At 62.5% G+C, this 19041-nt stretch carries 15 protein-coding genes; 14 read left to right on the forward strand and 1 reads right to left on the reverse strand.

Going from position 1 to position 19041, the window contains the following annotated elements:
• Positions 1–42: 42 nt before the first annotated feature.
• Genes alaS through mltG form a run of 3 tightly spaced genes read left to right on the forward strand, consistent with a single transcriptional unit; the run spans position 43 to position 4411 of the window.
• The gene (gene alaS / locus J3T93_RS03315) at positions 43–2724 is read left to right on the forward strand and encodes an alanine--tRNA ligase (protein ID WP_267430495.1); all 2682 of its coding nucleotides are present in this window, start codon (positions 43–45) and stop codon (positions 2722–2724) included.
• A 7-nt stretch (positions 2725–2731) separates the two neighbouring features.
• Positions 2732–3214, forward strand: coding sequence for a Holliday junction resolvase RuvX (gene ruvX / locus J3T93_RS03320; RefSeq protein ID WP_267430496.1), 483 nt, complete (start codon positions 2732–2734; stop codon positions 3212–3214).
• Positions 3215–4411 carry an endolytic transglycosylase MltG gene (mltG, locus tag J3T93_RS03325; RefSeq protein ID WP_267399872.1) on the forward strand — a complete coding sequence of 399 codons (1197 nt, stop codon included), beginning with the start codon at positions 3215–3217 and terminating at the stop codon, positions 4409–4411.
• Positions 4412–4464: 53 nt separating this feature from the next.
• Here the strand turns inward: mltG and J3T93_RS03330 are convergent, their stop codons facing one another.
• Positions 4465–4938 (reverse strand): prepilin peptidase, encoded by a 474-nt coding sequence (locus J3T93_RS03330; protein WP_267399873.1) that lies wholly within the window; start codon positions 4936–4938, stop codon positions 4465–4467.
• Positions 4939–5000: 62 nt separating this feature from the next.
• Here J3T93_RS03330 and aroC point away from each other — a divergent pair, with 62 nt between their 5' ends.
• The 11 genes from aroC to J3T93_RS03385 all read left to right on the forward strand — a co-directional run bounded on the left by aroC (position 5001) and on the right by J3T93_RS03385 (position 18968).
• Positions 5001–6194 (forward strand): chorismate synthase, encoded by a 1194-nt coding sequence (aroC, locus tag J3T93_RS03335; RefSeq protein ID WP_220235903.1) that lies wholly within the window; start codon positions 5001–5003, stop codon positions 6192–6194.
• A gap of 13 nt (positions 6195–6207) precedes the next feature.
• Positions 6208–7839, forward strand: coding sequence for a bifunctional shikimate kinase/3-dehydroquinate synthase (locus tag J3T93_RS03340; protein ID WP_267430497.1), 1632 nt, complete (start codon positions 6208–6210; stop codon positions 7837–7839).
• 3 nt (positions 7840–7842) lie between these two features.
• Positions 7843–8313 carry a type II 3-dehydroquinate dehydratase gene (aroQ, locus tag J3T93_RS03345; protein ID WP_220235901.1) on the forward strand — a complete coding sequence of 157 codons (471 nt, stop codon included), beginning with the start codon at positions 7843–7845 and terminating at the stop codon, positions 8311–8313.
• Positions 8310–10853, forward strand: coding sequence for an excinuclease ABC subunit UvrA (locus tag J3T93_RS03350; protein ID WP_267430498.1), 2544 nt, complete (start codon positions 8310–8312; stop codon positions 10851–10853). The genes aroQ and J3T93_RS03350 overlap by 4 nt, the downstream gene beginning before the upstream one ends.
• A gap of 65 nt (positions 10854–10918) precedes the next feature.
• Entirely contained in the window at positions 10919–12583 is a 1665-nt protein-coding gene (locus tag J3T93_RS03355) for a CTP synthase (protein ID WP_220235899.1), read from the forward strand.
• Between the two features lie 260 nt (positions 12584–12843).
• Positions 12844–14298 (forward strand): Fe-S cluster assembly protein SufB, encoded by a 1455-nt coding sequence (gene sufB / locus J3T93_RS03360; protein WP_267400251.1) that lies wholly within the window; start codon positions 12844–12846, stop codon positions 14296–14298.
• On the forward strand, positions 14298–15524 hold the full coding sequence (gene sufD / locus J3T93_RS03365) for a Fe-S cluster assembly protein SufD (RefSeq protein ID WP_267399878.1): 1227 nt from the start codon (positions 14298–14300) through the stop codon (positions 15522–15524). The genes sufB and sufD overlap by 1 nt, the downstream gene beginning before the upstream one ends.
• Before the next feature lies 1 nt (position 15525).
• A complete protein-coding gene (gene sufC / locus J3T93_RS03370; protein WP_220235897.1) occupies positions 15526–16305 on the forward strand; it encodes a Fe-S cluster assembly ATPase SufC in 780 nt (259 codons plus the stop codon).
• A 21-nt stretch (positions 16306–16326) separates the two neighbouring features.
• Positions 16327–17601: a SufS family cysteine desulfurase gene (locus J3T93_RS03375; RefSeq protein ID WP_267430499.1), complete on the forward strand. Its 1275-nt coding sequence runs from the start codon at positions 16327–16329 to the stop codon at positions 17599–17601.
• A 60-nt stretch (positions 17602–17661) separates the two neighbouring features.
• Positions 17662–18249, forward strand: a complete 588-nt coding sequence (gene sufU / locus J3T93_RS03380; protein WP_267399880.1) for a Fe-S cluster assembly sulfur transfer protein SufU — start codon at positions 17662–17664, stop codon at positions 18247–18249.
• Complete coding sequence (locus J3T93_RS03385; RefSeq protein ID WP_267430500.1) at positions 18246–18968, forward strand: metal-sulfur cluster assembly factor; 723 nt, start codon at positions 18246–18248, stop codon at positions 18966–18968. The genes sufU and J3T93_RS03385 overlap by 4 nt, the downstream gene beginning before the upstream one ends.
• Positions 18969–19041: the final 73 nt, after the last annotated feature.

Raw genomic sequence — 19041 nt, forward strand, 5'->3', positions numbered from 1 at the left:
AATCCCCTCGGTGTTTGCCGGGTCTGAAGGAGCAGAAGCAGCATGCGCACATCGGAAATCGCCAAGCGTTTCCTCGATTATTTCCAGGGCAAGGATCATCTGGTGGTTCCCTCCGCCTCCTTGATCTCGCCCAATCCCACCACGCTCTTCACCATCGCCGGCATGGTTCCCTTCATCCCCTACCTGCTGGGGGAGCAGACCCCGCCCAAGAACCGCATGGCCAGCAATCAGAAGTGCGTGCGTACCCTGGACATTGATGAGGTGGGTAAGACCACCCGTCACGGCACCTTCTTCCAGATGCTGGGCAACTTTTCCTTCGGCGACTACTTCAAGGAGGAGGCCATCCACTATGCCTGGGATCTGCTGACCAAGCCCCAGGACCAGGGCGGCTACGGCTTCGACCCCGAAACGATCTGGGTCACCACCTACACCGACGATGACGAGGCTCGTTCACTGTGGAAGAACGAGGGTTTCGACCCAGAGCACATGGAAATCCTGGGCATGGAGGACAACTTCTGGACAACCGGCGGCCCCGGCCCCGGCGGACCGTGCTCCGAGATCTACGTGGATCGCGGCCCTGCCTATGGCAAGGAGGGCGGCCCCTCGGCAGACGAGAACCGATACATCGAGATCTGGGATCTGGTCTTCGAAAACTACGAGGTGGACAATGTCCGATCCAAGACCGACCTGCACATCGTGGGCGAGCTGGAGCACAAGAACATCGACACCGGTGCCGGACTGGAGCGTCTGGCCTACCTGCTTCAGGGCAAGCAGAACATCTATGAGACCGACGAGGTCTACCCTGTCATCCAGGCGGCCGAGAGCCTGTCTGGTCGGCACTACGGCGACGACGCCCAGGATGACGTGCGCTTCCGTGTGGTGGCCGACCATGTCCGCTCGGCCCTGATGATCATGAGCGACGGAGTCCGCCCCAGCAACGTCGGTCGTGGCTACGTGCTGCGTCGTCTGCTGCGCCGGACCATCCGCTCCATGAAGATGCTGGGCGTGGACCAGGAGGTTCTGCCCCAGCTCTTCCCAGTCTCCAAGGAGGCCATGGCCCCCAGCTATCCGGAGCTGAACGACACCTTCTCTGATGTGTCCGAATCGGCCTATGGCGAGGAGCTGTCCTTCCGCCGGACCTTGGACAAGGGAACCACCCTTCTGGATACTGCCGTCAACAAGGCCAAAAGCGGGAAGGGCGAACCTGAGGTGTCCGGCAAGGATGCCTTCACTCTGCACGACACTTATGGGTTCCCCATCGAGCTGACCCTGGAGATGGCTGCCGAACAGGGAGTCAAGGTCGATCAGGACGAGTTCCGGAAGCTCATGAACGAGCAGAAGTCCAGGGCTCGCGCCGATGCTATGAAGAAGCGGCACAACGTGGACCTGAGCGTCTACGACGATATGCGCAAGAGTCTGGCCGAGCCTCAGGTCTTCCTGGGCTACACTGACTTTTCCAGCCGGTCAACCGTCCTGGGCATCATCCAGGAGGGCAAGGGAGCGGTTCCGGCTGTCAAGGCACCTGCCCAGGTTGAGGTGATTCTGGACCGCTCGCCCTTCTATGCCGAGGCCGGCGGTCAGCTAGCCGATCAGGGTGAGATACTGGCCGACGATGGGGCCGTCCTTGAAGTGGACGACGTGCAGAAGCCCATCAAGGGGTTGACCATCCACCGTTGTCGGCTGACCGAAGGGACGCTGACCCTGCAGGCCAAGGTCACGGCCACCATCGACCGGAACCGGCGCGGCGCCATCGCCCGCTCACACACCGCAACGCACATGGTCCACAAGGCCTTGCGAGAGGAACTGGGTCCCCAAGCCACGCAGCGCGGTTCTGAGGATGCGCCCAACAGGCTGCGTTTCGACTTCCAGTGGTCGCAGGCCCCCAGCCGCCAGGCCATGGATGCGGTGGAATCCCGCGTCAACGACCGCCTGCGAGACAACCTGGCCGTGACCACGCAGGAGATGAAGTACGACGATGCCATCGCCCTGGGCGCCATGCACCTGTTCGGGGAGAAGTATGGCGACGTGGTCCGTGTGGTCTCCATTGGCGAGGACGGCTGGAGTCGTGAGCTCTGCGGGGGAACCCATGTGGACCATGTGGGCAAGATCGGCGCGGTCTCCATCATGTCCGAGGCCTCGGTGGGCACCGGCGTTCGTCGTGTTGATGCCGTAGTGGGTCAGGGGGCATACGAGTACAACGCCCGTGAGCACGCCCTGGTCTCGCAGCTCTCAGACAAGCTCAACGCCCGCCCTGACGAGCTTGAGTCCAGGATCTCTGCCCTGCTGGCCAAGCTCAAGGAGTCCGATCGCCGACTGGCAGCAACCTATGAGCAGCAGATGTCCCAGGCTGTGCCAGAGCTGGCCAACCATGCTCTGCACGCCCCAGGCGAGGTCAAGATCGCCTCTCGGAATATGGCGCATTTTGGCTCGGTCGATGCTCTGCGCAAGACGGTAACCGACCTGCGGGCCCGCATGGGCGATGAATACCCGGTTGTGGTTGCTTTGGCCGGTGTCAGCGAGGATGAGAAGCCTGTCATCTTTGTAGCAACCAATCAGGCTGCACGTGACCGCGGTCTTAGGGCCGGCGACCTGGTCAGGACGGCATCCAAGGTCCTGGGAGGCGGCGGTGGTGGCAAGCCTGACTTCGCCCAGGGTGGTGGCCAGGATGCTTCAGCCATTGATCGGGCCTTGAAAGCCCTAAGCGATCAGGTCCGAGAGGGCTGAGCCTCCCGTGCGATTACAGACAGGCGCGTGGCTGGGGGTGGATCTTGGCGAAGCCAGGGTGGGTCTGGCCCTGTCGGACCCTGAGCTGACCCTGGCCTTCCCCGTTGGCAACATCAGGGTTCAGGGCGATTACTTCCAGACCTTGGACCAGGTGGAAGACCTGATCATTAATAAATGCGTGTCCAGGGTCGTAGTCGGTTACCCCCTGCTCCTGAGCGGCCAGGCTGGTCGCAGCGCTAAAAAGGCGGTCCGTTGGGTGCGCGCCCTGACTGGACGTCTGCAGAAGGCCGCTCAGGATGCTGGCATCGCCCCCGATCAGCTGCCCAGTGTAGTATTGCTAGACGAACGATTGACGACCGTCAGCGCCCATCGTCAGCTATACGATGCCCGTGTTGACGGGCGAAAACATCGTCCTATGGTCGATCAGCAGTCCGCTGTTGTACTGCTACAGTCGGCCCTGGATGACCAACGTGTCGACAAGGAGTGGTAATTGGCCGACGACATGCAGGAATTCTTCCAGGACAAGGTCCAGTGGGTTGCCGATGGGCAGGCACCGGTTTCCATCATGCCGCCGCGTCCTCCTCGTTCACGTCGTGAGATGCGCCGTCGGCGTGAAAGGCACAAGCGCCGTCAGCGGATTATGGTTCTCCTCATCGCTTTGGCCGTGGTGGTTGCTGCCTCCTGCGTGGTGATTCTGGTGGGCGGGCTACGCCATGGAACTCCCAGGATCGTAGCCACCAAGGAAGTCGCCCCTGATTATCCCGGCCCTGGTGGAGCGCCGGTGGAGTTCACGGTCGAGAGCGGCCAGGGGGCTGATCAGGTCGGTGCCAACTTGGTCAAGGCTGGAGTGGTCAAGTCCACGGAGGCCTTTTTGCACGCCATCACCAGCGCCCAATCCGAGTCCAGGCTGGTGCCCGGCACCTTCGATCTGCGTCTGCGGATGAAAGCCTCCGATGTCGTGACCATTCTGACTGACCGGAACAAGGCCGGAGGCTTCCTACAGGTAAGGGCCGGCGAGCGGGTACGTGATGTGATTGCCAGGGCCGCTCAGCTCTCTGGGGTGCCGCAGAGCGAATTCGATGCCTTGGTTCAAGCCAAGGGGGATGGGATTCTGCCCCAGGAGGCCCAGGGAGGCTTTGAAGGTTGGCTGCAGCCCGGGGAGTACGATGTGCGCAAGGCCGGGTCGGCCAAGGCCATCCTGACCAACCTGGTCTCCAAGCGTATTGAGCATCTGGATCAGCTGGGCGTACCCGGAGGTCAGGAACGGCAGACCATCCTGAATACAGCCTCGATTACCGAAGCCGAGGTCAACAAATCGGAATACTACGGCAAGGTGGCAAGGGTCATCGACAACCGCTTGGCCAAGGGAATGCCCTTGGGCATGGACAGCACGGTGGCCTACTCCAACAACGTCTCGGCCTTGAAGCTGACCGATGCCATGCTGCAGAACGCCGACGACCCCTACAACACCAGGGTCCACCAGGGCCTGCCTCCAGGCCCCATCGGCAGCCCGGGAGACGAGGCCATCCAGGCGGCCATGCACCCGGAGTCGGGCAACTGGCTCTATTTCGTGACCGTCAACATGGACACGGGGGAGACCAGGTTCAGCGACAACCAGGATCAGTTCAACCGAGATGTCAAGGAATACAAGGCCTGGGAATCAAAGCACAACGAGCAGAACAATTAGCACCATTTTCTTGGAATTTGAGGATCCCAACCCCGGTCAGGCGCTTGCCGGCTCTAGATGGCATCAATGGCCAGGGCCACTGCCGCTGCTGCGAGGATGACCGGGACATAGGCCAGCGAGAGAGGGTTGTTCGTTCTGGCCGACCTGCGGCGACGAGCCAACCAGACCAGAGCCAGGGAAACCAGCCCCAGCAGGCCCATCATCAGCCACCAGACCAGAATGGTCGTCCATCCCAGGACAGACAGGCTCAGGGCGACCAGACCTGTAGCCGTCACGTCGCCCAGTCCCAGAGCGCCGGGTCGGATTAGGGCCAGCAGGAGCTGAAGTCCCGCACATGCCAGAGTCAGCAGCAGGCACTGCGCCAGTAGCGTCGGACGGCCCTTGATCAGGGAAAAGACCAGCAGGGTCACGGTCTGCAGCACCAGCCCGAAGAGCACCAGAAGACGTGGGACTCGCCGGGAGCGGATGTCTATCAGGGCCAGGAGGAGGGCGGTCAGCAGTCCCGGCGCTGGGATGAGGTAGACCATCTTCTAAGATAATCATACGTAGCCCTAACCTGGCAAACGAGGAACAAACGAGGAGCTTGAATATGTTGCGCTGGCAGACGGCAGGGGAATCCCACGGAGAGGCCTTGGTGGCCATGATGGAGGGTCTGCCCGCCGGTGTCGCCGTGTCCACCAAGGATATCGAATCGGCCTTGGCCCGTCGTCGGCTGGGCTATGGCCGTGGGGCCAGGATGGGATTTGAGCAGGACAAGGTGCGACTGCTGACCGGAGTCAGACATGGACGGACGCTCGGTTCACCAGTGGCCGTCGAGATCGGCAACACGGAGTGGCTCAAGTGGGAGCGGATCATGAGCGTGGACGAGCTGCCTGCCGATCAGGAGCCCCCGGCGACCGGTCGCAACGCCCCTCTGACCAGGCCCAGGCCAGGCCATGCCGATCTGACTGGCATGCGCAAGTACGGGTTTACGGATGCGCGTCCAGTCCTTGAGCGCTCATCTGCCAGGGAGACCGCCTCCAGGGTGGCCTTAGGATCGGTGGCTGCCGACTTCCTGCAGCAGGCCCTGGGCATACGGACCGTTTCCCACGTCATCTCCATAGCCGGGGTCGGGCTGGAGGGGCATGAGGCCACGCCCGGCCCTGAAGACGGACCCGCCCTGGATGCCTCTCCGGTCAGGACCTTGGACAAGGACGCTGAGAAGCGGATGGTGGCCAGGATCGACCAGATCAAGAAGGACGGCGACACCGCCGGTGGGGTCTTCGAGGTCATCGCTTATGGCGTGCCTGCAGGACTGGGCACTTATGTGGAGGACGACCGGCGTCTGGATGCGGCCTTGGCCAGCGCCTTCATGGGCATTCAGGCCATCAAGGGCGTGGAGATCGGTGATGGATTCAGCGAGGCTGATCGCCCCGGATCACAGGCCCATGACGAGATGGAGCCCGGTCCTGACGGCACCATCCGCAGACTCAGCAACCACGCGGGCGGCCTGGAGGGTGGCACATCCAACGGCCAGCCCATCAGGGTGAGGGCCGCCATGAAGCCTATCTCTTCGGTGCCCCGAGCCCTGCGGACGGTGGATGTGGCCACCGGCCAGCCTGCCCAGGCTATCCATCAGCGTTCCGACGTGACTGCAGTGCCTGCCGCCGCAGTGATCGGCGAAGCCATGATGAACCTGACGCTGGCACGATTCGCCTTGGAGAAGTTCGGCGGCGACTCGCTCGAGGAGGTTCGGCGCAACGCCCAGGCCTACCTCCAGTCCTGGCCCGAGCATCTGCGGTAGGGGGCGGTCTTGCATGATTGAAAGCAGCAGCATGCCCAAGGCCGTCGTCATCGGCATGCCCGGTGCGGGCAAGACCCGTCTGGGCAGGGAGACGGCCGCCCTGATCAAGGTGCCCTTCCGGGATACGGACCAATGCGTCGAGGAAGAAGCAGGTCTGTCGGTCAGCGAGATCTTCGACAGCCAGGGCGAGCAGGTCTTCCGCGGTATGGAGACCAGGACGGTCCTGGGCCTCTTGAAGGATTTTCCCAGCGGCATCCTGTCCCTGGGAGGCGGTGCTCCCATGAGCATCGAGGTCTTCCAGGCGCTGCAGGACTATCGGCGGGCTGGCGGTGCTGTGGTCTACCTGCAGATCGACCCTGAGGAGGGGATCAGCCGAGCGGCTCACTCGGATCGTCGTCCCCTTCTTCGCGGCGGCGCATCGGAGCGCTGGATGGCTCTCTATCGTGAGCGTCGCAGCGTCTACCAGGGGCTGGCTACCATCACCCTCAAATCCAGGAACACCACCCCCTGGGCCCTAGCCCGACGGCTAGCCGATGCCTTGACTGAGCGGGTGGTTCACGTCAGCGGTCCCTATCCCTATGATGTGAGGATCGGCACCGGGGTGACCGTGCGACTGCATGAGCTGCTTGGCGACCAGACCATGAGGGTGGCCCTGATTCACACCCAGCCGGTCCAGCGTCATTCCGACCATGCCCGGGCCCTGCTTCGCCAGGCCGGGTATCAGGTGGTGGATTTGACCATTCCGGACGCGGAGGCAGGCAAGACCATCCAGGTCAGCCAGGGTATCTGGGAGCGCTTGGCCACCGAGGGCTTCACCCGTTCCGACGCGGTTGTGGGATTGGGAGGGGGAGCGGCCACAGACCAGGCCGGGTTTATCGCCGCTACTTGGATGCGCGGCATCCGCTATGTGAACTGCCCCACCTCCCTGCTGGCTATGGTTGATGCCTCCACCGGAGGTAAGACCGGCATCAACATGGAGCAGGGCAAGAATCTGGTCGGCAGCTTCTACACCCCTGCCGGCGTCCTGGCTGATCTGCGGACTCTGCGGACCCTGCCCAACGAGATCTTCGTAGAGGGCCTGGGAGAAGTGGCCAAGTCCGGTTTCATCATGGACGGAGGTATTCTGCGTGAGCTGGAGGAGCGGGCTGACTGCCTGCGAGCCTTCGACGGACAGGAGTCTGACCAGTGGCTGGGCACGGTGGTCCAGGATCTGATCGAACGCACCGTGGAGGTCAAGGCCCGGCACGTCTCAGTGGATCTCAAAGAGTCCGGCTTGCGGGAGTTCCTCAACTATGGCCACACCTTGGGCCACGCCATCGAGAAGATCGAACACTTCACCTGGCGGCATGGTCAGGCCGTCTCAGTGGGCATGGTCTTCGCGGCCGAGTTGGCCAGGATCACCGGCCATCTGGATCAGGAGGCGGTCGACTACCACCGGCAGCTTCTGTCTTCCCTGGGCCTTAGAACCTGGTGGGATGGTGGCGATTTCGACCATGTGCTGACCCTTATGCATCGGGACAAAAAGGCCCGTGGCAACAAGTTGCGGTTTATCATTCTTGATGGTTTGGGCAAACCCACCCACCTGGACGACCCGCCGGTCTCGGCGCTCAAGGAGGCCTTCCAGGCCATACGCAAGGAGGAATGACAAATGGCGGAAGCCGACAAGGGCAGGCAGACGGTTCTGGTGGTCAACGGACCCAACCTGGGTCGGCTGGGTGTGCGCGACCCTGATGTCTACGGTCGTCAGGATCTGGAGACACTGACCCGGGACTGCGAACAATGGGGTCAGCAGCTGGGCCTGGATGTTCAGGTGCTGCAATCGGACGACGAGGGCCAGGTCATCTGTTGGATGCATCAGGCGGTAGACCAGGGCAGCGCGGTGGTACTCAACCCGGCGGCCTTTACCCACTACAGCTATGGACTTGCCGATGCCGCCGTCCAGGTCACCCAGGCAGGGCTGCCACTGATGGAGGTTCATATTTCCAATCCTTCATCCCGGGAGGCCTTCCGCCGACGCAGCGTCATCTCGCCGGTGGCCACCGGCACCATCACCGGCCTGGGCTTCTACGGCTACCGGCTGGCCTTGGAGGCAGTGGCTCACCTGCAGGAGAGCGCATGAGAGACAGCGGAGAGATCGGCAAGAAGCTCTCTGCACCGCCCAAGGCCATCCTTGTCCGCGGCGCCAGGGTTCACAACCTGCGCGATCTGGATGTCGACGTTCCTTTGAATCATCTGGTGGGCATCGCCGGGGTCTCGGGCTCCGGAAAGTCCTCCCTGGCTCTGGGGGTCCTCTATGCCGAGGGCTCACGGCGCTACCTGGAATCCCTGTCCACCTACACCAGGAGGCGGATGACCCAGGCCCAGCGCCCTCAGGTGGACTCGGTGCGTTTCCTGCCCCCCGCATTGGCCCTGCGTCAACGCCCGGGCGTGGGCGGCATGCGCTCCACCTTCGGCACCGCCACCGAGCTGCTTAACGTGCTCAGGCTGATGTTTTCCCGGCTGGCCAGCCACGTCTGCCCCAATGGCCATCGGCAGGAGCCCACCCTGGCAGTGGCAGCCGAGATGACCATCAGCTGCCCTATTTGCGGTGCAAAGGTGGAGCCTCCCAGCGCCGAGGAGCTGGCCTTCAACTCCCTGGGGGCCTGCCCTGCCTGCCAAGGGACCGGGACCGTGCGCGAGGTGGACGACGCCACCCTGGTTCCCGATGGCAGCCTGACCATCGACCAAGGGGCCGTGGTGCCATGGCGGACCTTCGGCTTCAACGTCCAGCCCGACATCGTGCGCGAGTTCGGAGTCCGCACCGACGTGCCCTGGCGGGATCTGACCGATCGGGAACGAAAGATCGTCTTCGAGGGGCCAGCCGAGAAGAAGCACATCACCATTACTTCAATCAAGGGTGTCCATGAGCTGGACTTCACCTTCCGCAACGCACGGCTGACCGTGACCGAGGAGCTCAAGAGAGCCAACGACGACAAGCGCCTGGCCAAGGTGGCCAAGTTCCTGACCGAACGGACCTGCCCGGACTGCAAGGGCACCCGGCTCAACCAGCGGGCGCGTCTGCCCGAGATCAACGGAGACAACCTAGCCGAGGTCACCTCCTGGCCTCTTGATCGGGTGCTGGACTGGGGTCGGAAGCTGCCGCCCACGCTGCCTGAACCTATGCGGCCCATGGCGTCGGCCCTCTGCAAGACCCTGGATGAGATGGGCAGGCGACTGATTCAGTTGGGACTGAGCTACCTGACCCTGGACCGCTCCAGCGCCTCCCTGTCTACCGGGGAGCGGCAGCGGGCCCAGCTGGCCAGGGCTGTGCGCAATGAGACCACTGGCGTGCTCTATGTGCTGGACGAGCCCTCGACCGGCCTGCATCCTGCCAACCTGGAGGGGCTTACAGGGGTCATGCGCGACCTGCTGGCCGACGGCAATTCGGTGGTTTTCGTCGACCACGACGTCAAGGTTCTGCAATCAGCCGACTATCTGATCGAAATGGGTCCCGGAGCAGGGGAGCGCGGCGGCAGGATTTTGGCCCATGGAGCCCCTGAGCAGATCGCTGCAGACCCGGACTCGCGTATTGCCGGTTTTCTGGATGGACGCGAGCCTGTTCTGGTACGGGACCGGCATCCCATGCCTGCAGAGAATGAGTGGATCCGTATGCAATCAGGACCCATTCACACAGTCCACCCTCTCGTTCTAGCCATTCCCCGTGGGTGCATGACGGCAGTGACCGGTGTATCCGGCTCAGGAAAGACAACCATGATCCTGGAGTCTCTGGTCCCGGCTTTGCAGGCCCGCATTCAGGGCGACCCCATGCCCAAGCATGTACACAGCCTGGAACCAGCGGGCATCGACAGGGTCCGGCTGGTGGACTCCTCGCCCATAGGCATCAACGTGCGCTCCACGGTGGCCACTTACTCGGGGCTGATGGTCCGGCTGCGTCGCCTCTTCGCGGCCACTGACCAGGCGAAAAAGGACAAGTTGGGCATCTCTGCATTCTCCTATAACACCGGATCCCTGCGCTGCCCCCAGTGTGACGGGACCGGGCAGATCAGCCTGGATGTGCAGTTCCTGCCTGACATCCCCATCACCTGCCCTAGCTGCCATGGTCGTCGATACCGTCCGGAGGCCGAGCACTACCGTTTGTCCACGCCGGCCCACGCGGAGCCGATGAGTCTGCCCGATCTGCTAGCCATGGAGGTGGGCCGTGCCCTGGAGGTCTTCGCACAGGGCCGCGAGTACACAGCCATCCGCCGAGGCTTGCAGACATTGAAGGACCTGGGCTTGGACTACCTGACCCTGGGGGAGGACACCCCCTCCCTGTCTGGAGGGGAGGCCCAGCGGCTGAAGCTGTCCAACGAGTTGGGCCGTAGGCAGAATGGCTCCATGTTCGTTCTCGATGAGCCCACCACAGGCCTGCATCCCTTGGATGTGCGCGTCCTGATCGGAGTACTGGAGCGCCTGGTCAGCAAGGAGGCCACGGTGGTCTTCATCGAACACGATCTGGACATGATCGCCAACGCCGACTATGTGGTCGATATGGGTCCGGGGGGCGGCGATCGAGGCGGAAGAATCGTGGCCCAAGGGGACCCGGAATCCGTGGCTCGCAACCCGGATTCGGTGACCGGCCGCTACCTGGCCGACCACCTGCATTTGAGCCGTCCTTGAATCAGTCAGTCCTCCTCGAGTGTTGGCCGGTTTCTGGTCGCTCCCGCCTGATAGGCTGAAGTTCCATGGTCAGAGAACATGGAAATCCGCAAGGGCATATTACCAAACACATTTTCGTCACCGGCGGCGTGGTCTCTTCGCTGGGCAAGGGACTGACCGCATCATCTCTGGGTCGTCTACTGAGAAGCCGTGGAATCCGCGTTCTTCAACAGAAGCTGGATCCCTACATCAACGTCGATCCAGGGACCATGAACCCCTTCCAACACGGCGAGGTCTATGTGACCGAGGATGGGGCCGAAACCGACCTGGACATCGGCCATTACGAGCGTTTCACCGACGTCTTCCTCTCCCAGAAGGCCAATGTAACTACCGGCCAGATCTACCAGTCCGTTCTGCGCAAAGAGCGGGCGGGGGAGTACCTGGGCCAGTGCGTCCAGGTCATTCCCCATGTGACCAATGAAATCAAGAGCCGCATGCGGGCCCAGGCCAGTGACGATGTGGATGTAATCATCACCGAGATCGGAGGGACTGTGGGCGACATCGAGTCACAGCCCTTCATGGAGGCCGCTCGCGAGGTTCGTCGGGACATCGGTCCGGACAACTGCATGTTCGTTCATGTCTCGCTGGTGCCCTATGTGGCAGCCGCCCACGAGCTGAAGACCAAGCCCACCCAGCACTCGGTCATGGCCCTGCGCCAGCTGGGCATCGCCCCCGATGCCTTGGTGTTGCGCTCTGACAGGCCGCTCAACCAGGGCATCAAGGACAAGATCTCCCTGATGTGCGACGTGGATGCCGAGGGCGTGGTCAACTGCGTGGATGCGCCCAGCATCTACGACGTGCCCAAGATCCTCTATAAGGAGGGTCTGGATACCTACGTGGTGCGCAAGCTGGGGCTGCCCTTCCACGACGTCGACTGGAACGAGTGGGAGGACCTGCTGGACCGGGTCCACAACCCCCGTACCAAGGTGACCGTCGCCATCGTGGGCAAGTACATCGACCTGCCTGACGCCTACCTGTCGGTCATCGAAGCTCTGAAGGCCGGCGGCTTCGCCAATCGGTCCCAGGTCCAGGTCAAGCTGGTGGCAGCCGACACCTGCGAGACCATGGATGGCGCCCGCAAGGCCCTGGAGGGCGTTGACGGCATCGTGGTTCCCGGAGGCTTCGGCATCCGTGGCATCGAGGGCAAGATTGGCGCTTTGCGCTACGCCCGTGAGACCGGCCTGCCCGCCTTGGGACTCTGCCTGGGTCTGCAGTCCATGGTCATCGAATTCGCCCGTCACGTCCTGGAGCTGGAGGATGCCAACTCCTCGGAGTTCGAGCCTGACTGCGAGAACCCGGTCATCGCCACCATGGAGGAGCAGAAGGAAATCGTGGCCGGCCATGGCGACATGGGCCACACCATGCGGCTGGGCGCCTACCCGGCAGTGCTCAAGCCCGACTCCCTGGTAGCCCGGCTCTATGGCTCCACTGAGATCTCAGAACGCCACCGCCACCGCTATGAGGTCAACGTGGCCTACAAGGAGCGGCTGGACAAGGCCGGCCTGCACATCTCAGGCACCAGCCCGGACGGGCAGCTGACCGAGTTCGTGGAGCTTTCCCAGGACCAGCACCCCTTCTATGTGGGCACCCAGGCCCACCCGGAGTTCAAGTCCCGGCCCACCAAGCCGCATCCTCTCTTCACCGGCCTGGTCAAGGCCAGCCTGGAGCACGGAGGCCAGGAGGCGGCCTGAAGTCAATTCCTTTCGGACTCTTCCGGTAAGATCGCCCGTTTCCCTCTTATAGGGAAGCGGGCGATTGTCCATATCGGCGCTTTCGCCGAAAGGAAGGGTCGGATTCCTTAGAGAGCGTAAGCCCGGGTCTGGCGGTTCACCAGTGCCACGGTTATCCTGTAAAGGTGTGATCGGCCGCATATGGTGGCCGTGCGTGTGTTAGGAGGTCTCAGCTCGTGGACAGCACCTCGCAGCGGACAGACACATCGCGGGATGTGGAAATGAGCCAATATGTGGCCGACCGCTCCCGCGTCAATGAAGAAAAAATCAAAAAAGACGACCAGATCATCTCCGAGTTCGGCGACTACACCTATGGCTGGCACGACTCCGATGATGCCGGTCGCAACGCTCACAAGGGCATCGACGAGGACGTGGTCCGGGCCATCTCGGCCGACAAGGGCGAGCCTGACTGGATGCTGCAGATGCGACTCGAGGGCTATCGGGCTTTCATGGACAAGCCCATGCCCAAGTGGGGCGTGGATTTAAGCGGGTTCGATGCCGACGACTTCAAGTACTACGTCAAGCCCTTGAAGGAGCAGGCCAAGGATTGGAAGGAACTGCCCGACGACATCCGCACTACTTACGACCGGCTGGGCATCCCCGAGGCCGAGAAGAAGCGGCTGGTCTCCGGTGTAGCCGCCCAGTACGAGTCCGAGGTCATCTACAATTCCATCCGTGACGACCTGCGCAAACAGGGGGTTATCTTCCTGGATACGGATACGGCCCTGAAAGAGTACCCGGACCTCTTCCGCAAGTACTTTGCCACGGTCATTCCCCCGGACGACAACAAGTTCGCCGCCTTGAACACGGCGGCCTGGTCGGGTGGCTCCTTCGTCTACGTGCCCAAGGGAGTACATGTGGACATCCCCCTGCAGGCCTACTTCCGGATCAACACGCCCAACATGGGCCAATTCGAGCGCACGCTGATCATCGCCGACGAGGGTTCCTACGTCCATTACGTGGAGGGCTGCACGGCCCCCATCTACTCCACCGACTCCCTGCATGCGGCCAATGTGGAAATCGTGGTCGAGCCTCACGCCCGTGTGCGCTACACGACGGTCCAGAACTGGTCCAACAACGTCTACAACCTGGTCACCCAGCGTGCCTATGTACGCGAGGGCGGCACCATGGAGTGGGTGGACGGCAACATCGGGTCCAAGGCGACCATGAAGTACCCGGCCTGCATCCTTGCCGAGCCCTACGCCAAGGCCGAGACCCTCTCCCTGGGCTTCGCCGGCAAGGGACAATACCAGGACACGGGCGCCAAGATGATTCACCTGGCACCCCACACCTCCTCAACCATTGTCTCCAAGTCCATCTCCCGCAACGGGGGAAGGGCCGCATACCGGGGCCTGGTCAAGATCATCAAGGGTGCCGAGAAGTCCTCTTCTTCGGTGGTCTGCGACGCCCTGCTGGTGGACGACTACTCCCGGTCGGACACCTACCCGCACGTGGACGTTCGCGAGGACGACGTGTCCATGGCCCACGAGGCCACCGTCTCCAAGGTCTCCGAGGACCAGCTCTTCTACCTGATGAGCCGCGGTCTGGAGGAGAAGGAAGCCATGGGCATGATCGTGCGGGGGTTTGTGGAGCCTATCTCCCGGCAGCTGCCCATGGAGTACGCGTTGGAGCTCAACCGCTTGGTCGAATTGCAGATGGAGGGTTCGGTAGGCTGATGTCACAGAAGAGCGAAATAACCATTCCGCATGCGGATCCCAAGGACCCATACGCTTTCCCGGCAACCATGCCGTCCAGCGCCGACAAGGAGCCCCGCTCCTTCAATCCTGACGACTTCCCCATGCCCACCCGCAAGCAGGATGACTGGCGGTTCACCCCCATCGACCGAATGGAGGAGTTCTTCGCTGTCTTCAAGCCCAGCGGTCTGACCAGGGTCTCGGTCACCATGATCGACGGGTCCGTCCCTCCCGCAGATCAGGTCAGCTTCAGCCAGATTCCCATGGCTCAGGCTCCCTGCGGCACTGTCCTCAAGCCCAGCGACCGAGCGGCAGCCGTGGAGTGGGCGAGCGGCAAGCAGGCGACTGTGGTCAACCTCAGAGGCACCTTGGATCAGCCCGTGCTGGTCCGTGTCAATGGCGGCGGCCCCGAGTTGGATGCCTTCCACTTGGTCATCAAGGCAGAGGCGGGCACCAAGGCCGATCTGGTGGTCGAGCACCAGGGCCAGGCACGTCTGGCTGAGGGCGTTGAAATCGACATCGGTGACAAATCGCAGATGTCGACCACCTTCATCCAGGAGTGGGACAAGGGCAGCAAGCATGTAGGCAACCATCGCATTCACCTGGGAGCCGAGGCCTCCCTGCGTCACTCTGTAGTCAGCCTGGGCGGCGATGTCGTGCGGCTGCGCATGGACCAGGACTTCGGCGGCGAGCAGGGCGACCTGAACATGTTGGGTATCTACTTCGTCGACCCCGGTCAGCACATGGAGCACAGGACCATGGTGGTGCACAACCATCCCAACTGCAAGTCCCGCGTGGTCTACAAGGGGGCCCTGGATGGAATCGGCGCGCACACCACCTGGGTGGGTAATGCGCTCATTCAGCCCACCGCGCCTGGAACCGACTCCTACGAGCTCAACCGGAATCTGGTGTTGACCCCTGGGGCCATCGCGGATTCCGAGCCCAACCTGGAGATCGAGAACGGCGACATCATCGGGGCAGGCCATGCCAGTTCGGTTGGGCGCTTCGACGACGAGGAGCTCTTCTACCTGCAGTCCCGCGGCATCCCCGAGCAGGAGGCCCGCAAGCTGGTGGTTCGAGGCTTCTTCGGAGAACTGGTGGAGGAGATTGACGTCCCCAGCGTCTCCGGGCACCTGATGGGGGTCATCGACCGCAGGCTGGCGGCCGGCGAGGATCAAGAGATGCAGCACGTTTTGGAGGAGAACTGACATGTCCACATTGGAAATCAAGGATCTGCACGTCTCAGTGGAGACCAAGGAGGGTCGCAAGCAGATCCTCAAGGGGGCCACGCTGACCGTCCACTCCGGTGAAACCCACGCCATCATGGGGCCCAACGGGTCGGGCAAGTCCACCCTGGCCTATACATTGGCCGGCCATCCCAAGTATGAGGTGGATTCGGGCCAGGCCCTGCTGGATGGGCAGGATCTGCTCAAGATGACCCCGGACGAGCGGGCCAAGGCAGGGCTCTTCCTGGCCATGCAGTACCCGGTAGAGGTGCCTGGCGTGTCCATGACCAACTTCCTGCGTACTGCCAAGACCGAGGTCGACGGCAAGGCCCCGGCCATCCGCCAGTGGACCAAGGATCTGAATGATGCCATGAAGCGGCTGCGCATGGATCCCAAGTTCGCCCGGCGCTCGGTAAACGAAGGCTTCTCCGGCGGCGAGAAGAAGCGGGCCGAGGTCCTGCAGCTGGAGCTCCTCAAACCTAAGTTCGCCATCCTGGACGAAACCGACTCCGGGCTTGACGTGGACGCTCTGCGCATCGTCTCCGAAGGGGTCAACAGGGCCAAAGGGAAAACCGGCATGGGCGTGCTCATGGTCACCCATTACACCAGGATTCTCAAGTATATCCAGCCTGACATCGTCCACGTTTTCGCCGACGGTCGCTTTGTGAAGACCGGCGGTCCCGAGCTGGCCGACACCCTGGAGGAGACCGGGTACGACCAGTACCTGCCAGAGGGTGCCGACTCCGAATCGGCCCTGGCCTGAGGATAAGAGAAGAGGTCCGCAATGGTCATTGATGACAGCATTCGGCAGCAGTTTCCGATTCTGGACCAGCAGGTGCATGGCCACCCCTTGGTTTATCTGGACTCGGCTGCCACTGCCCAGAAGCCCCTGGCGGTCATCGATGCCGTTCGGGACTTCTACCTGAAGGACAATGCCGGGGTGCACCGGGGCGCCCACGAACTGGCTGCCCGCAGTACCATGGCCTTCGAGCATGCACGCTCACGCGTGGCCGCCTTGGTCGGCGCAGAAGGCCAGGAGGGCGGCGAGGAGATTGTCGTCACCGCCGGGGCCACGGCTGCTCTGAACCTGCTGGCCACCGCCTTCGGCAATGCCAGCCTGGGTCGTGGAGGCAAGGCGGCACGTAGATTCGCCCTGAAGCCCGGGGATGAGGTCGTGGTCAGCAAGGCCGAGCATCACTCGGTTCTCCTGCCCTTCCAGGAGCTCTGCTACCGGACTGGGGCAGTCCTCAAGAGTTTCGATCTGGACCCGGATGGCCGTGTTCTGGCCGATACCGCCGACCAGGTCATTACCGAGCGGACCAAGGTGGTCGCCGTCACCCACGTCAGCAATGTGACCGGCGCCATTACTGACATCAAGCCCATTGTCCGCCGTGCCCATCAGGTGGGCGCCCTGGTGGTGCTGGACGTATGCCAGTCGGTGCCTCATCTGCCTATCGATCTGCACGCCATGGACGTGGACTTCGCTGCTTGGAGTGCGCATAAGATGTATGGCCCCACCGGCGTGGGCTTCCTCTATGGCCGCCGAGAGCTGCTTGAGGCCTTACCACCGGCGTCATTCGGCGGATCCATGGTGGAGCTGGCCTATCTGGACCGTCCAGCCAGCTATATGGATCCGCCAGCCCGGTTTGAGGCTGGCACCCAGCCGGTTGCACAGATGATTGGCGCTGGCGTAGCTGCCGATTGGCTGATGGATCTGGGCATGGAGAACGTGGCTGAACACGAGAAGGCCATCGCCATTGGTCTGTTGAGGGTGGGGGAGTTGGATGGGGTACGTATCCTAGGGCGGACCACTCCAGAGGACCGGATCGGCACGGTCGCCTTCGACGTGCAGGGGGTCCATCCCCACGACGTGGGCCAGTATGTGGATTCGCGCGGTATTGCCATCCGCGTAGGACACCATTGCGCTCAGCCGGTCCATCGACACTTCGGTCTGATGGCCTCCAACCGGGCCTCGACCGGTGTTTACAATACTGTGGCCGACACGGATGCCCTGCTGGATGCCGTTTCCGGAGTCCGCAGGTTCTTCCGGGTGGCGTGAGGGTCTTCACCGGCAGCGCATCGACGGTTTTGGCTAAGACATGCTGGTAGGTTTAAGGACATGGCAGATTTCGGGATGGATGACGAGGATCTGGAGCAGATGTACCAGGAGGTGATCCTGGACGCGGCAAGGGATCCTCACGGGCGTGTAGGGGATCAGGCTGATGGGGGAGAAGACTCTGACGGCGACGGCGTGACCATCAGGGTGGAGCACGAGGCCTGCCTGGCTGCCGAGTCCCATCAGTTCAATCCCACATGCGGGGATCAGGCAACCATTCATGTGGAGGTGGCGCCTGGCGAGCAGGGCGGCCCCGACCTCATCCAGCGAATCGTCTGGCAAGGTTCAGGCTGCTCCATCAGCCAGGCCAGCCTGTCCATCATGGTGGATCTGGTCCAGGGGCAGACCGTTGACCATGCCATGGACCTGGCTGCTGACTTCCGCAAGCTTATGGAATCGCGCGGAGCTGGCATCGAGGATGAGAAGGCGCAAGATGCCCTTGGCGATGCCATGGTCTTCCAGGGCGTGTCCAAGTATCCCATGCGAATCAAGTGCGCCCTCCTGGGCTGGGAGGGTATGAAGGCCTCGGTGGCCCAGGCCCTGTCAGCTGGGCGGGTGGGCGACAAAGCTGTGAAGGAGGAGCAGGCATGAGCGGCAACACGAATCTGGTGCCCGAACCCCAGGACTCCATCCTGGCCTCGGTGGGCAGGGCCATCAGCGATCCAGGCACGGCACAGGCCTTGGCTGGCAATCCCCTGGGCGCAGAAACGGTTCTGAAGTCGGCCGAGGGAGGTTCCATGCGTCAGGTCGATGGTCAGGCGAACAAGGAGTCTGATTTGGCCAAGGCCGGCGATCAGCGCGCCGACCAGACTGCCCCTGAAGTCTCCCCCGAGGGTGAGTCAGCGGACCAAGGCTCGAATGACCAAACTTCGGCTAGCGAGCAGGTCACCAATAGCGAGAAAACAGTTGACCAGAATGCCGCTGATGCTCAGGCCGCCGTTGAGGAGGCCATCCCTCTCAAGGCCGTCGACGACATCGGCCGGGCCACCGCCGAGGATGTCAGGGAGGCCCTGCACCAGGTCATCGATCCCGAGCTGGGTATTGATGTGGTCGACCTAGGTCTGGTCTATGGCATAGAAATCGACGAACTGGGAAGGGCCATCATCACCATGACCCTGACCACGCCAGCCTGCCCGCTGACAGACCTGATTGAGGACCAGTGCGCCAGTGTCCTGGCGGGCCTGGTCGAGGAGTTCCGCATTGACTGGACCTGGTCGCCGCGTTGGACCCTGGACATGATCACGCCTGAGGGTCGTGAGCAGCTGGCCGCCATCGGCTTCAACTTCGAGAACATGCCCACCTATCAGTGAGGCCATCTGCCAGGTAGGTCGTTTCAGGTCCTTCCATGCGAATATACTGATGATTCCGGTCCGCCGTGACCGG

The sequence above is a fragment of the Bifidobacterium sp. B4111 genome (assembly GCF_026537235.1).
In the GTDB taxonomy this organism is placed as follows: domain Bacteria; phylum Actinomycetota; class Actinomycetes; order Actinomycetales; family Bifidobacteriaceae; genus Bombiscardovia.